Origin of the sequence: Ameyamaea chiangmaiensis (assembly GCF_013376175.1) — a bacterium.
GTDB classification, from domain to species: domain Bacteria; phylum Pseudomonadota; class Alphaproteobacteria; order Acetobacterales; family Acetobacteraceae; genus Ameyamaea; species Ameyamaea chiangmaiensis.
Genome location: NZ_JABXXR010000067.1, coordinates 1 through 14,261, shown reverse-complemented (window position 1 = coordinate 14,261; position 14,261 = coordinate 1). Strand labels below are relative to the sequence as shown.

The following is a 14,261-nucleotide window of genomic DNA, read 5'->3' as shown; positions in this document are numbered from 1 at the left end:
GGTGGCGGTGGCTGGACGACCTGCGCGGTGTCGGCGTCGGGGGCATACGCCGGCGCGGCCCGGATGGCTTCCGCCTTCAGACGCACCTGGAGGCTGTCCTGCGCGTTCAGACTGGCGGGCACGATCATGTCCCACGCGATCGCGATCCGGCGGTTGCCCACGCCCATGAACCCGCCTGCGTCGACCACGACGGCGACAGGCCGCGCCGTGTCGTCAAGCAGGACGTCGATCACCCGCCCAACCTGTTCCTTGCCGGGTCCGACCACCTCGCGGTCGATCAGACCGACGAGCTTCATCGTGCGCGTCGCAAACAGCGGCTGGGCGGGCGCCACCGGCGCGGGCACGACCTGTGGCGACGACTGAAGCTCAGGCTGATCCCCTGTGGCGGTGTCGTACTGGGCGGTGCCCCCCGGTGCGGGCTGCGCTGTGGGGGGCACCGCCGTTTCAGGGGCCGCGGCCATCAGCGTCAGCGCCACCAGCCCGACGGCGGACGCACGAAGGCGGTCACGCCTGCGGCCGGACCGGGCCGCCCGGGCGGCGGCGTGACAGGGGGTGCGGGTATCGGCGGCAAGGACAGAACGCATGATCCTTTCTCCTGAACACGAACCGGGGTGAACTGTCACGCGTCCTTGTTATGCAGAACGCAAAATTGCGCGCCGCCACGTCCCGTGAGCAAGTGCAACAGAGTGAAACGCCCGCTGCGGGGGCGCCGAAAACGCGCTATGGGCAGGGAAGCCATGGAACAGACACCCCATATCCTGATCATCGACGACGACCGCGAAATCCGCGACCTTCTGTCGAAATTCCTCGAACGCAACCAGTTTCGCGTCACGGCGGCGCGCGATGCGCGCGAAGCCAGGCGGGCGTGGAGCAACGGTCATTACCAGATGATCGTGCTCGACCTGATGATGCCCGGCGAGAGCGGCCTTGATTTCGCGCGCTGGCTGCGGGGTCAGGACAATGTGCCCATCATCATGCTGACCGCGATGGGCGACGAGATGGACCGCATCATCGGGCTGGAGTTCGGGGCCGACGACTACCTGCCCAAACCCTTCAATCCGCGCGAACTTCTGGCCCGGATTCGCGCGGTCCTCCGTCGCACGACTGAGAGCGCCGAGCGGGTGAACAACGACCTGCGCACCATGCGCTTCGCGGGATGGCAGCTCGAACCCGGGCGGAGGCGACTGCTCAATCCCGATGGGGCGGAGGTGCCGTTGACCGGGGGGGAATACGACCTGCTTCTGGCGCTGCTCGACCGGGCGAATCGTGTCCTGACGCGCGATATGCTGCTCGATCTGCTGCGCGGTCGGCAGGCGGGGCCCTTCGATCGCGCGATCGATGTCGCCGTCAGCCGCCTGCGCCGCAAGCTCGAGGACGACGGACGCAACGCACAGGTCATCAAAACGGTGCGCGGCGGCGGCTATGTGCTTGCCGCCGAAGTGGAACGGGTCTGAGGGCAGAGGGCACGTGATATCCACATTTCCCCGCCGAGGTGCGACGCGCACGCAGGTTGTCTCCTGATGCCTGAAACGGCCTCATGCGGCGCACGGCGGGGACGACGGGGCCTCTGGCCGCGCTCGCTCGCCGCGCGCACCAGCCTGCTGCTGATCGTCGGCCTGGGCATCGTCCAGGCGGTGGGTCTGATTATTCACGCGTTCGACCGGATCGACCTTGGGCGCCGGATGCAGGTCCACGACGCACAGTTGCATGTCCTGTCGATCTACCGCTCCATCGCCGAGACGCTGCCGCCGCAGCGCGAGGCCGAAGTGCGCACGCTTCACCTGCCCCCGCATTTCCACGTCACACTCGGTCCCGGCCCCAACCCGGGCAGCGACGTGGATATCATCGAACATCCTCCGTTTCCGACGGATAACGCCCCTCCCTTTCACGGACACCACGGTCCACCCGGCCCGGGCTTTCCCGACTCCGGGGGTTTTTCCGATCATCCACCGCCAGATCGTGGTCCGCCCGTGGACGGTCCGCCGCACCATGATTTTGACGACGAGCCACCTGGCTCGCCAGGCCGTCACGGACCACCACCGCACATGCCCGTGCCGATGATAGCTCCCGGCGGCATGCCGATCGCGCTGCCGCACTGGCTTATGCCCCGCAACGTGGTCAGCAGCCACGCCCCGGGTAGTAACGAGCGCGCCCTGTCGTTCCTGTTGCCCGATGACACGCGGTGGCTGACGATCGATTATTCACTGGGCCGTCCGGGATTTCTGACGTCGCCCACCCTGCCGCTGGCGTTCCTGCTGATGACGCTGGCCGGCGGTACGCTCATCCTGTGGGGCGTGCGGCGACTGATCGCCCCGGTGCAGACATTGGCCGCCGCGGCCGAGGCGCTGGGCCGCGACGTCAACGCCCCCCCTTTGCCCGAGGACGGCCCGACCGAAATCGCGCGCGCCTCCGCCGCCTTCAACACGATGGCCGCGCGTATCCGCCGCTTCGTGACCGATCGCACGCTGATGCTGACGGCCATCGGCCACGATCTGCGGACGCCGATCACGCGCCTGAAACTGCGCTCCGAATTCATCGACGATGACGATCTGCGTCAGAAATTCCTGCAGGACCTCGACGAGATGGAAGCCATGGTTGCGGCCACGCTGAGTTTCGGGCGCGACAGCGCGCGTCAGGAATCGATGGTGCCGCTCGACCTCACCGCCCTCCTGCAGACGATCATCGACGAAGCGACGGAGGGACGCGCGGACCTGGCCGAGCTGGTCGATTTCACGGTCGAACCGCCGCAGGTCATGATCCGCGCACGCCCGGTCTCGCTCAAGCGCGCGCTGAACAACGTCATGAACAATGCGATCAAGTATGGCGGAAGCGCGCATGTGACCCTCAGTGTCGACAGGGGCGCGGCGCGCGACGGAACCGACATCGCGATCATCTGCATCGACGACGAGGGCCCAGGCCTGGCGGACGACGAACTCGAACAGATGTTCGAACCTTTCGTGCGCGCCGAGACCAGCCGCAATCGCGAAACCGGGGGGAGCGGCCTCGGCCTGGCGATTGCCCGGACGATCGTGCGCGGTCATGGTGGTGACATCGTGCTACAACGCCGGCCGGCCGGCGGACTGCGCGCCCGCGTCTCGCTGCCGATCTGAGGACTGGTGCGGCGCGCGCCTCTTGCACGCACCGGGGCGCGATGGCATCGCTGGCCCTCCATCCTTTCCGAGGGCCGCCTTCCGTTGCTCGACCGTCTCTACGCCCGGCTGATCGCGCTTGCCGCAACGCCGGCGGCACCCGTCTGGCTGGCAGTGATCGCCTTTGCCGAAGCCAGTGTGTTCCCCGTCCCGCCGGACGCGCTGCTGATCCCCATGATCCTGGCCCGGCGCCAGCGTGCCTGGCGTTACGCGGCGATCTGCACCGCCGCCAGCGTGATCGGCGGCATTCTCGGCTGGGCGATCGGCGCGTTCCTGCTCAAGACCGTGGCCCTTCCCATCGCACACGCCTACCACGCGGAGGCGACGATCGCCGCGTTGCAGGCGCGTTTTCGGGCCTATGGGGTGTGGATCGTCCTGCTCAAAGGCCTGACGCCGATCCCGTATAAATTCGTGACGATCGCCAGCGGCGCCGCGCATTTCGCGCTCGGACCTTTCCTGCTGGCCAGCATCGTAACGCGCGGCGCACGGTTCTTTCTCGAAGCCGCGCTGCTCTATCGTTTCGGTCCGCCGATCCGTGCGTTTGTCGAGCGTCGGCTGACGCTCGTGGCGCTGGCGTTTCTTGGTCTGCTGGTGCTGGGCTTCCTCGCGTTGAAATATGCGTAAGGCACCCTCGCCTCCGCCCCGGCTTGCCTTGCCGGTCTGAGGGTCGCAAAGAAGAAGCCGGGCCGCCGGAGCGGCCGCCAGCCTTTGCCGGGAGAGCCGCCATGCCGCATCAGATCGCCGTCGTCACGGGAGCCGGGGCCGGCATCGGCCGCGCCACCGTCCGGACGCTGGCCCGCGCCGGGTGCGACGTCGCGCTGATCGGCCGCAACCGGGAACGACTGGACCAGGCTGCCGCGGAGCTCGACACTTCAAACGTACGGACCCTGGTGATCGAGGCCGATGTCGCCGACGACACAGCGATCGAGGCCGCGGCCGAACAGATCGAACAGTCCCTCGGCCCGATCACGATCTGGGTGAACGCCGCCGGCACCAGCGTCGTCGGCCAGGTGGCCGAGCTTACGGCGGCCGAGATTCGCCGCGCGACCGAGGTCACCTATTTCGGTACCGTGCACGGCACGCTCGCCGCCCTCAAGCGCATGCGGCGCCGTGGGTATGGCACCATCGTCAATCTCGACCTGCTGCCGCAACTTCAGGGCCTGCCATTACAGGCGGTGGAATCAGGCGCGCGCGGGGCCGTGCGCGGGTTTTCGGAAAGCCTGCGCCCCGAAATCGCCCATGATGCCGACCGGATCAACGTGGCGCTGGTCCATCTGCCGTCGATCAACACGCCACGACTGGGCTGGACGCGCAATCACACGGGCAAGCGCCTGAAACCCGTGGGCATGGTGTATGAACCCGAGATCGCGGCCGACGCGATCTGCCGGGCCGTGTTCGGCCATCATCAGGACATCTGGGTCGGCGCCTCCGGGCTGGGCACCTGGGCGTTGCGCACGCTGGCCCCGGTGTGGCACCGCACCTGGCTCGCCAGCGCGGCCTATCGCCGCCAGCTTGAAAAGGCGGCGGCTCCCGACGACCTGCCCGATACGCTGGAGGCGTCTCCCCCGGGTGCCTACGCGGCCCATGGCCGTTTCGACACCGTCGCGTGGAAAGACGACAGCACCGGCACGATCCTGTTCACCCCGGCCCTGCGCGCCGGTCTGATCACCGCTGCGTTCGCGACCGGGTTCGCGGCCCTACTGGTCGACCGCATCCGACGCCGCCGGTAGGCAGCCGCGACGGCGCATCGCTTCAGAACTGCCGGGTGACGCTGAACCGGGCGGACAATGGCTCAAGCGGGTGAAATGTCGCCCCGGTTTCCTCGGCCGACGTCGGCGTCATGCGATAGGCATACGCGTACTGCGACGCTGCCGCGTGCGTGTTGAACAGATTATACACACTGACCTGCAACGTCGTGCGCGTGCCAAGATGCCGCCCGATGCTGACATTTACCTCCCGATAGCCCGGTGAGCGCAGCGAGTCGTCCTCGATCAGTGGATAGCCGCCGAGCCACCGCATCTGCGCCGACCCGTACCACGGTCCGAGATGGTCCAGCAGGATGCCGAAGGACGCGATGAAGCGCGGGGCGTTGGCGATGAAAAGGCCATCGATCCCATAGGCCTGCGGAGTCGATGTCCGATACCGCGCCCGTGCCGCCGCCACATCGCCGTTGATCTCCACCCAGCGGAACGGCCGGTACTGGGCCGAGACTTCGACACCCGTGCGGCGGCTGGGCGCGCCGGCTTCGTTCACGCCTTCGTCGGCGTCGTAGGTCAGTTCGGACGTGAAATCGATCCTGTACAGGGCCGCCTGCACAGACAGCCCCGGCAGTGGGTCGCTGCGCAGCCCCACCTCCTCGCTGGTGGCGCGGGTCATGAACGGCGTGGCAATCCGCCCCCCCGCAATACCGTCCGTAGGCACGGTGCCCAGCACCGCACGCAGATCGTTGGAATGATAGCCTCGGCCGACACTTGCGTAGAATTCGGTCCGGCGCCACGGCCCGACGATCAGGCTTCCCTTGGGTTGAAACAGCCACTGATGAGTTCGCCCGCGATATCCCGACACCAGACTATGGTCCCGGCCGCCATAGAAGTCCCCGCGCAGGCCCACCACCGTCCGCAGCCAAGGCATCCAGTGTGTCACGTTCTGGCCATAGAGCCCTGCATTGCCTTGCTGAACCCGATCAGCATTGCACACATACGCTCCCGTCGGCGCAGCGCTGTCCGGGCAAGCTTCCAGTGCCTGTCGCGCACGCGTGTGGCGCCGGTCGATATAGATCGTGTCCCACCGCCCCTGAACGCCCAGCGTGTTCTCCATCGCAAATCCCAGAATGCGATCCGTACGGTGAAAGGCGCTCTGTCCACCCACGGTCGTACGCGTCTCGTCCTGCTGTTCCTGATCGCCGTTTACGGGGTCGACCAGATAATGCGTGAAGTCGTTCCAAAGTGTGAGGCGGCTGTGTGTCACATACATCGCCGTGTCGAGCCCCCAGCCGGCACCCTGATAGCGATGATGCGCCGAGACGCTGAAGCGTTCCGAGAAACCGCCATCGGTTGGGTCCAGTGAACCATATCGGCCGATCAGACCGCTCGTTCGGGCAGCCACGGGCTGGTCCGTCGTGCTGCTCCACTGACCCCGATAGACCATGGCAGTCAGGTGTATGGTATGTGCCCCACGCTCGTGACTCCACCGCAGCGCCGATTTCAACCCGCGGAAATTGTCCGGGTGTGTCCATGGACCATCGAGATGTTCGGCCGACAGAATCCCCAGCAGACGATCGCCGTTATGGAAATGAAGCGTATCCGCAGCCATTATACGCTGATCCCCCAGTGTGCCGGCACTCAGCATGACCTGACGCGGCATCGCGTCACGCAGCGTGATATGATCTGAGCCGACAACGCCAAAGTCTCCAACTTGGGCGAAGAACGGCCCCTTGGTGTAATCGACACCATTGGCCAATTCGGGGATCAGGAAGTTAATATCTGTGTAGCCCTGCCCATGCGCGTGTGTCGGTTCATTCACCGGCATGTCATCGACGAAGCTAGCCAGATCCGTGCCGTGATCGAGATTGAAGCCGCGCAGCAGATACTGGTTGGCCTTGCCTTCCCCGGAATGCGCCGTGACCACCAGTCCGGGCACGGATTCCAGCAACTGGCCGACACGATAGACCGGGCGCAGCTCCAGCTCCCGGCTCGTGATATGACCCTGGCTGGCGGTCGTCGCGTGTCCGATCGGGTCGGTGCGCGAGGCGGTCACGGTGATCCGCTCCCGCGGCAGGGTCGTGTCGGGAATGTCGGCCGAGGCGTGCGCGGCGGACGACAGCAACGTGCAGATCGGCACAACGGGAAGGGCAGAAAGGTATAGGGCGCGCACGCGGGTAGGCGTGCGCGTCGCTTGGTATCGACGCACGGCGTGTCTCCGGCCGCCAATCCACCCGACCGGCCACCACGACGGAACGACGAAGGCAGGTCTCCTGGCTCACGGGTCGTAATCCGGCACGCCTTCCCGGCCTCCTTCGAAAGGACGCCAGTGACATGTTGCGCCGGACTCGCCGTTCACAGTTGCGGGGGCAGCCGCCGACTGGGCCCCGGGATCACCCCAGCCAGACCGTTCAGCGTTCCCTCTTCGCTCGCTCGCGCGAGACCTTCGACGCAGCGTGCTTAGCGGTGGGGTGCCGCGCCCGTCAATCGCGCCCGCCTCCGCCATCAGGCGGCGGGCACCACCACGTTACGACTCCAGGTCCTTTTCGGCCTGTTGCCATGTCGGGAAGGGCGTCTCCCGCTTGTCGTCCCGTTCGTTCAGGCTGCCACCGGGGTTACCGAGGTTGTCCTCCAGCCGCGCGTCCTCGATCGGCTGTCCGTCGGGGCCCACCGGAACCGGGGGATCGACCGGAATCTGGCCGGCGTCCGGGTTGCGTTCCATACCGATCAGGTCGGCCGCCTGTTCGCGGTACGAGTCGGCCCCGCACGCGGGCTTGCCGTCGGCGATCCACAGATCCTGTGCTTTCGCCGCGATGCGGGCGACCTGCTGCGGCGATGTGTCCAGCGGATTGTCCATGGTCTGTCCTCTCTGTTCACGACGGACAGTGCGCGCCTTGCGACGATGCGCTGTCCGGACGTTCAACTGCCCTAACGCGACAGCACCGGATCGGATGCGTGCGGCGTCTGCGCGGTGTAGGTCGAACGGACGAGATAGATCGGCCTTTGTTTCGTCTCCATGTAGATCCGGCCGATATATTCTCCAAGCAGGCCGATGCTGATCAGTTGCACGCTGCCGAAAAACGTCACCGCGACGAACAGGGAGGCGTAGCCGGGAACCCGACTGCCGGACAGGATCGTATGGACAAGGATGAAACCGCCATACAGCAGCGACAGTGCCGCGAACACCGCGCCGACATAGGTCCAGATCCGCAGGGGCGCGGTCGAAAAGCCGGTGAAGCCTTCCAGTGCGAAGTTCCACAGCGCCACGCCCGAAAACCGGCTGCGCCCGACCGCCCGCAGCGGTCGCGCATAGTCCAGCGTGACCGTGCGAAATCCGACCCACGCGAACAGGCCCTTCATGAAGCGCTGTCGCTCGGGCAGGCGCCGCAGGGCATCGACCACCACACGGTCCATCAATCGAAAATCGCCGACATTTTCGGGAATCTGGGTTTTGGAGAGACGGTTGTGCAGACGATAGAACCAGGCAGCCGTGTGGCGTCGGGCCACACTGTCGCGCGACCGGTCCGACCGCCGGGCCAACACAACCTCCGCCCCGCCGCGCCACGCATCCAGCATCGGCGATAACAGCGATGGCGGGTCCTGCAGGTCGCCATCCATAGGGATGACCGCCTGTCCCCGTGCGGCATCGATTCCGGCGGTCAGGGCCGCTTCCTTGCCGAAATTGCGCGAGAGTTCGAGCACCCGGACACGCGCGTCGCTCCGTGTCTGGGCGATCAGGCGCACGAGGGTGTCGTCACGGCTGCCGTCATCAACGCAGACCACTTCCCACGAGACGTCCGCCCGCGCGTCCATGACCGGTCGCACGGCGGCGAAAAACATGTCTATTCCCGACGCTTCGTCATGAAACGGGACGACGATCGACACCAGCGGCGTCACAGGGCCCCCGCGACCGCAAGGCCGAAGCGCACGTTACGCGCGGTACCCGTCTGGCGATCATCGATACGGCCGACGACACGCGTGCCCCGCAGGTGCCGGACGGAGATGGACAAGACGGGACGGCCGTTCCGCACTTCGCACCCCTCGGAGGTGGCACAACACGCGATCGTGGCGCGCCCTGCTGGATTCGAACCAGCGACCCACAGCTTAGAAGGCTGTTGCTCTATCCGACTGAGCTAAGGGCGCGCGAAACCCGGGTCGTGCCGGGATCAGGGAAACTGCCCGCTCAGTGCGTCCAGTTCAAGGGACGGTCGGGGCGAAAATTGTCGGAGTAGATGCTGGGCTTGCGCACGCGCGCCACCGGCAACTCCAGATCGTAGGGAATCGCGTTCCGGGTGGCGTAGGCGACAGCCTGTTCCTCGGACGTAAAGACCATGCGCAACTGCGACTGGGTGTCGGCGCTGCCCGTCCAGCCCATGACGGGATCGATCTGGCGGGGCATCGACTGACCGTATTCCAGAATCCAGTCATGCGTGTTCGCGCGACCAGACTGCATGGCATTCTTTGCCTGTTTGAAGATCCGGGCCCGCATCGTGCCACGCCTCCCTTACATGGTCGGGGCGACAGGATTCGAACCTGCGACCTCATGTACCCAAAACACGCGCGCTACCAGGCTGCGCCACGCCCCGAATTGAGCGCAAGCTATGAGGCGGAAGGCGAACTGGCAAGCCCTAAAGACGCACGCGCGACGTGTAACCGCCCGTCCGCCGTCCGCAGGGCCGCCGCTGCGGCCGCCGGGGCCGCACCGAGTGCCACCAGAACCGCACGCTTGATGTCACGATCGACCGATTCCAGCGCCCGTTCGGCACACTCGGCGTCGCAGCCGGCCAGATCGGCGACCATCCGCACGGCGCGATGACGCAGCTTCGCGTTCCGGGCCTGCATATCGACCATGCGCCCCTGATGCACGTGGCCCAGCCCGGTCATCATGCCGGTCGACAGAAGATTGAGGACGACCTTTTGCGCCGTCCCGGCTTTCATGCGGGTCGAGCCTGCGATGGGCTCCGACCCCGTCTCCACCAGAACGGCGTGATGCGCCGCCGATAACAGGGGGGCGGCCGGGCTGTTGGCCACGGCGATGGTCAGTGCCCCGGCGGCCCGCGCGGCCTCGACACAGGCGATCGTGTAGGGCGTACGCCCCGACGCCGCGACCGCGATCAGGACATCATCGGGCCCAAGCCCCGCCGCGTCGACCGACGATCGCGCAGCCCCCCGGTCGTCCTCGGCGTTTTCGACGGCACGAATCAGCGCCCCCTCGCCCCCCGCGATCAGCAGGATCAGTCTGTCGTGCGCCCAGCCGAACGTGGGTGGCAATTCGGCCCCGTCCTGTGCCCCCAGCCGCCCCGAACTGCCCGCGCCGGCATAGGCCAGACGGCCACCCGACCGCAGCCTTGGTACCGCCGCCTCGACCGCCTGCGCGATCACCGGCACCGCTGGCCCGATAGCCGCAACCGCCGCCAGCTGGGCGGCCCATAGTGCCGACATCTGCGTGGCGGTGGGCCAGTGGTCGAGCCCGGTGAACGCGGGGTCGAACCCCTCCGTCGCCGGAAGCCGGCTGGTCAGGTCGTCGGCGTGATCGAGGTCGATCCCGCCCGGCATGGTCACGAGGTCAGGGTCTTGCGCGCGATGGGCGGCACGAACAGCGGCGCGGTATCCCACGGGAACAGGATCCACGTCTCCTGCGAGACTTCAAGCACGAAACTGTCCGTGAACGGCTTGCCGGACGGCTTGGCATACAGGCTGGCGAAATATGCCTTGGGCAGGATCTTGCGCACGTATTTGGCGGTGACACCCGAATCGACCAGGTCATCGATAATCAGAAAACCCTCGCCGTCGCCCGCCGCGCTCGGCGCCTTCAGCAGCGTCGGCTCGCCCCGGTCCTCCTCGTCATAGGTCATGACGGAGACCGATTCGATCAGGCGGCAGTCCAGCTCGCGCGCGATGATCGCTGCGGGGATCAGGCCGCCGCGCGTGATCGCGACGATCCCCTTGAACGGCCCCCTGGCCATCAGCGACTCGGCCAGGGCGCGCGCGTCGCGATGCAGCTGGTCCCAGCTGACGGTGGCATAGGCAACGGCCATCAGAATAGTCTCCCCCCATCGGGCACCGTCCGGTCGGGCCGGATCAGCACCACTTCGCCAGCTTCATCGGGCATGCCCAGCGTCAGCACCTCGCTGACGAACGGCCCGATCTGGCGCGTTCCAAGATTGACCACCGCACAGACCTGCCGCCCGACCAGTTCCTCACACGTGTAATGACGGGTGATCTGCGCGGAGGAGCGCCGGATCCCGATCTGCGGCCCGAAATCGATCCACAGCCGAAACGCCGGCTTGCGGGCCTCGGGGAACGGTTTGGCATCGACGATCGTACCCACACGCACGTCGATCTGCGCGAATGTGTCATACGGCACGACGGACTCGGCGGGGGTCGGGGACGGTGCGTTCATGCCCGATTTGTGCCCGCGCGCCGGACAATTTGCAATCGCGGCCGCCCGTCTTTGCGCTTGCCGAGGCGCGTGTTTCTCACGCTAAGTGTCCGCCGTCATGACAGCCGCTCCCGACTCCGCGTCCCCGATCGCACAGCCCCCCCGCATCCCACTGACCCGCCTGCCGGGATTCGTCTCCTTCCTCTCGGGCCGGGGGCTCTCCGCGCTGGCCAACCAGATGCAGGCCGTGGCCGTCGGCTGGCAGATCTATGCACTGACGCATAAGGCACTGTCGCTGGGGCTGGTCGGTCTGGCGCAGTTCCTGCCGCTGACGCTGCTGGTGTTCGTCGCCGGGCATGCGGTCGATCATTTCGATCGCAAGGTGATTGCCGCCGGCGCCCAGATCATCAGCGCGATCGGCGCGTTCGTGCTGATGGCGGGTTCGATCGAGCACTGGCTGAGCCCGCTTGCCATCTATCTGATCGTGGCGCTGTTCGGCGTCGCGCGCGCGTTCGAGATGCCGGCGAGCCAGACCTTCCTGCCCTCCCTTGTCACGGCGGAGGACTTCCCGCGCGCCGCGGCGGTGTCGTCCTCGCTGTTCCAGGCGGCCGTGATCATCGGCCCCTCGGCCGGTGGCCTGATGTACGGGCTGGGCGCGCCAGTCGTCTATGCGGTCTGCGGCCTCGGCTTCCTTCTGGCCGCACTGTCGACGCTGACGCTGCGCCTGACCCGCAACGTGCGGCCGCGCGGGCCGGTCACGCTCGGCGCGGTGTTCGGCGGAATCGTGTTCCTGCGCAGCCAGCCGGCCATTCTGGGCGCCATTTCGCTGGACCTGTTCGCCGTGCTGCTGGGGGGCGCCACGGCCATGCTGCCGCTCTACGCCACCGATATCCTGCACGCGGGACCACTGGCGCTTGGTCTGCTGCGGGGCGCGCCGGCGGTCGGGGCGCTGGCGATGTCGATGTGGCTGGCGCGCCATCCGCTGGGCGACCGCGCGGGGCGGACGATGTTCGCGTCCGTGGCCGTGTTCGGCGTGGCGACGATCCTGTTCGGCCTGTCGCACTCGATCCTGATCTCGGTGGCGATGCTCGCCGTGCTGGGAGCGGCCGACGTGATCAGCGTGATGATCCGCGGCGCGCTGGTGCAGCTCGGCACACCCGACGAGATGCGCGGCCGGGTCTCGGCCGTGAACATGCTGTTCATCGGCTCCTCCAACCAGCTTGGCGAGTTCGAAAGCGGCACGCTCGCCAGCCTGATCGGCCCGGTCGAGGCCGTGGTCTTTGGTGGCATCGGCACGCTGGTCGTGACGGGTTTGTGGATGTGGATGTTCCCCGACCTCCGCCGTCTCAATCGCCTCGATCAGATCACCGCGCCCGAGATCGACGCCCGGGGCCGGGCCATTCATCCGGCGTGACGCACCGCGCGGTTCGGCCTCAGCCGACCGGCAGTTCATGAACCAGGGCAAGGCTGGCCGCCAGAAGGGCCGCCAGCGACCCGGCAACCGTCAGGACAAGGCGCCCGCCCGCACCCGTCACGGCGCGCGGGTCGATGCCCAAACCCAACGCGGCCATCGCCAGCACCGTCAGGAACGACGCCACGGCCCCGGCAGGTTCCAGCACCATGCCCGGCACCAGCCCCACCGACCGCAGCAGCAGCATCGCGATAAAGCCCGCGATGTACCACGGGACCAGCCGTATCGTCCGTGCTCCGGCCAGAAGCGGCGATGACGGTACCCCCGCCTGCCCCGCGACCGCACGCCGCCGCATCAGCACACACAGCGCGACACAGACCGGCCCGAGCATGAGAACCCGCATCAGCTTGACCAGCGTGCCGACGTGCAGGGCCGCCGCCCCGAACGGCGACGCGGCCGCTATAACCTGCGGCACCGCATAGACCGTCATCCCGGCCAGTTCACCGCGCGCCATGTCGCTCAGGGGCAACAGCGGGGCGATCAGCGGCAGTCCAATGACAACGACCAGGCCGCCGACCGCCGTAAAGGCGATCGTGCTGCCGACCTCCTCCTCCCGCGCGCCGATGACCGGTGCCGCCGCCATGATCGCCGAGTTGCCGCAGATCGAGTCGCCACACGCCACCAGCACCGCCTGCGACGACGAAAGGCCGGCCCATCGGCCAAGGCACCCGGTAAACGCCAGACTGCACAGCACAATCCCGACCACGCCGCACAGCAGAGCAGGCCCCAAGGACAGCACCGCCGAGACACTGAACGACAGGCCCATCATCACGATGGCGACGTTGAGAAACAGCCGGGCGCAGCACGCGATGCCGGGCGTCAGGGCGGGACCCGGCAGAAACCGTGTCCGGACCGCGATCCCGGTCAGGAGCGCCAGATTGAGCGCTTCCAGCCACGCACGGCCCAGCCATCGCGCTTCGAGGGCCTGACCGCCGTATGCGACGATGGCGAGGCCGAAGCACAGCGTAACACCGGGCAGCACTGGAAGGAGACGCCGCAGGGTCGCACCTGTTGGCGCTGCAAAAGGGGTGAATCGTGTCATCGGAGGCCGTCCTTTCGGGGACAGAGCCTACCGGGTGGCCAACCAATCTTTCATGATGATATTTATCGTTATAATGATCTTATATTGAGATTAATTGAAGTGTTCTCCCACTCCGCAATCTGCCCCCCGGCCGTCTCCGGCCGGACTGCGCCAGCCATAGCCACCGACACAACCCTGCCCGCGCGTGCCTCATGCCACGCATAGCTCTGGCTTTCCCCGCCGCTTTTCTCTATGGAACGCCACTCAATCCCCTTGCCCGTTATATATCCCGCCACCGCACCCCTGCGGCGGCGCTGTTTCGTCCGGAAGTCCCGATGCCGTTTCCCCAGACCGCCGCCCCCCTCCAGCACGCGCTCGCCGCGCGTGGCTATGACGAGCCGACCCCCGTGCAGGCAGCCGTCCTGGCCGAGGGAACCGAAGGGCGCGACCTGCTCGTCTCGGCCCAGACCGGATCGGGCAAGACCGTCGCCTTCGGCCTGGCGCTGGCCGACACCCTGCTTCAGGGCGCCGAGCGCCT

Annotated in this window: 15 protein-coding genes, 2 tRNA genes and 1 riboswitch; of the genes, 6 read left to right on the top strand and 11 right to left on the bottom strand. The window is 67.0% G+C overall.

Features of this window, described 5'->3' with window-relative positions; genetic code table 11:
- The coding region (locus HUK82_RS09670) for a PRC-barrel domain-containing protein (RefSeq protein WP_176613763.1) at positions 1–584 on the bottom strand (584 nt) is incomplete at its 3' end.
- 153 nt (positions 585–737) lie between these two features.
- On the opposite strand from HUK82_RS09670, the gene HUK82_RS09665 reads away from it, so the two are divergent.
- The 4 genes from HUK82_RS09665 (at position 738) to HUK82_RS09650 (ending at position 4,879) form a co-directional block, all read left to right on the top strand.
- Positions 738–1,454, top strand: a complete 717-nt coding sequence (locus HUK82_RS09665; RefSeq protein ID WP_176613762.1) for a response regulator — start codon at positions 738–740, stop codon at positions 1,452–1,454.
- Between the two features lie 66 nt (positions 1,455–1,520).
- A complete protein-coding gene (locus HUK82_RS09660) occupies positions 1,521–3,110 on the top strand; it encodes an ATP-binding protein (protein ID WP_176613761.1) in 1,590 nt (529 codons plus the stop codon).
- 84 nt (positions 3,111–3,194) lie between these two features.
- A complete protein-coding gene (locus tag HUK82_RS09655) occupies positions 3,195–3,773 on the top strand; it encodes a YqaA family protein (protein WP_176613765.1) in 579 nt (192 codons plus the stop codon).
- Positions 3,774–3,874: 101 nt separating this feature from the next.
- Positions 3,875–4,879: an SDR family oxidoreductase gene (locus HUK82_RS09650; protein ID WP_176613760.1), complete on the top strand. Its 1,005-nt coding sequence runs from the start codon at positions 3,875–3,877 to the stop codon at positions 4,877–4,879.
- 22 nt (positions 4,880–4,901) lie between these two features.
- Here the strand turns inward: HUK82_RS09650 and HUK82_RS09645 are convergent, their stop codons facing one another.
- The 9 genes from HUK82_RS09645 to HUK82_RS09605 all read right to left on the bottom strand — a co-directional run bounded on the left by HUK82_RS09645 (position 4,902) and on the right by HUK82_RS09605 (position 11,252).
- Entirely contained in the window at positions 4,902–7,058 is a 2,157-nt protein-coding gene (locus HUK82_RS09645; RefSeq protein ID WP_176613759.1) for a TonB-dependent receptor, read from the bottom strand.
- 37 nt (positions 7,059–7,095) lie between these two features.
- A riboswitch (cobalamin riboswitch) is annotated at positions 7,096–7,312 on the bottom strand.
- Positions 7,313–7,376: 64 nt separating this feature from the next.
- Positions 7,377–7,706, bottom strand: coding sequence for a hypothetical protein (locus HUK82_RS09640; RefSeq protein WP_176613758.1), 330 nt, complete (start codon positions 7,704–7,706; stop codon positions 7,377–7,379).
- A gap of 71 nt (positions 7,707–7,777) precedes the next feature.
- Positions 7,778–8,734 carry a glycosyltransferase family 2 protein gene (locus HUK82_RS09635; RefSeq protein WP_264801947.1) on the bottom strand — a complete coding sequence of 319 codons (957 nt, stop codon included), beginning with the start codon at positions 8,732–8,734 and terminating at the stop codon, positions 7,778–7,780.
- 181 nt (positions 8,735–8,915) lie between these two features.
- A tRNA-Arg gene (locus HUK82_RS09630) sits at positions 8,916–8,992 on the bottom strand.
- Positions 8,993–9,032: 40 nt separating this feature from the next.
- Positions 9,033–9,338 (bottom strand): ETC complex I subunit, encoded by a 306-nt coding sequence (locus HUK82_RS09625; protein WP_176613756.1) that lies wholly within the window; start codon positions 9,336–9,338, stop codon positions 9,033–9,035.
- 20 nt (positions 9,339–9,358) lie between these two features.
- A tRNA-Pro gene (locus HUK82_RS09620) sits at positions 9,359–9,435 on the bottom strand.
- Between the two features lie 13 nt (positions 9,436–9,448).
- Positions 9,449–10,405, bottom strand: coding sequence for an N-acetylmuramic acid 6-phosphate etherase (locus HUK82_RS09615; protein WP_176613764.1), 957 nt, complete (start codon positions 10,403–10,405; stop codon positions 9,449–9,451).
- Between the two features lie 2 nt (positions 10,406–10,407).
- The gene (gene gpt / locus HUK82_RS09610; protein ID WP_176613755.1) at positions 10,408–10,887 is read right to left on the bottom strand and encodes a xanthine phosphoribosyltransferase; all 480 of its coding nucleotides are present in this window, start codon (positions 10,885–10,887) and stop codon (positions 10,408–10,410) included.
- A complete protein-coding gene (locus tag HUK82_RS09605; RefSeq protein ID WP_176613754.1) occupies positions 10,887–11,252 on the bottom strand; it encodes a tRNA-binding protein in 366 nt (121 codons plus the stop codon). The genes gpt and HUK82_RS09605 overlap by 1 nt, the downstream gene beginning before the upstream one ends.
- A 97-nt stretch (positions 11,253–11,349) precedes the next feature.
- Between HUK82_RS09605 and HUK82_RS09600 the strand changes: the two genes are divergently transcribed.
- The gene (locus tag HUK82_RS09600; protein ID WP_176613753.1) at positions 11,350–12,645 is read left to right on the top strand and encodes an MFS transporter; all 1,296 of its coding nucleotides are present in this window, start codon (positions 11,350–11,352) and stop codon (positions 12,643–12,645) included.
- A 19-nt stretch (positions 12,646–12,664) separates the two neighbouring features.
- On the opposite strand, the gene HUK82_RS09595 is transcribed toward HUK82_RS09600, so the two are convergent.
- A complete protein-coding gene (locus HUK82_RS09595; protein ID WP_176613752.1) occupies positions 12,665–13,744 on the bottom strand; it encodes a YeiH family protein in 1,080 nt (359 codons plus the stop codon).
- A gap of 314 nt (positions 13,745–14,058) precedes the next feature.
- Between HUK82_RS09595 and HUK82_RS09590 the strand changes: the two genes are divergently transcribed.
- Positions 14,059–14,261, top strand: a 203-nt coding sequence (locus HUK82_RS09590) for a DEAD/DEAH box helicase (RefSeq protein ID WP_176613751.1), incomplete at its 3' end; no start/stop codon positions are given.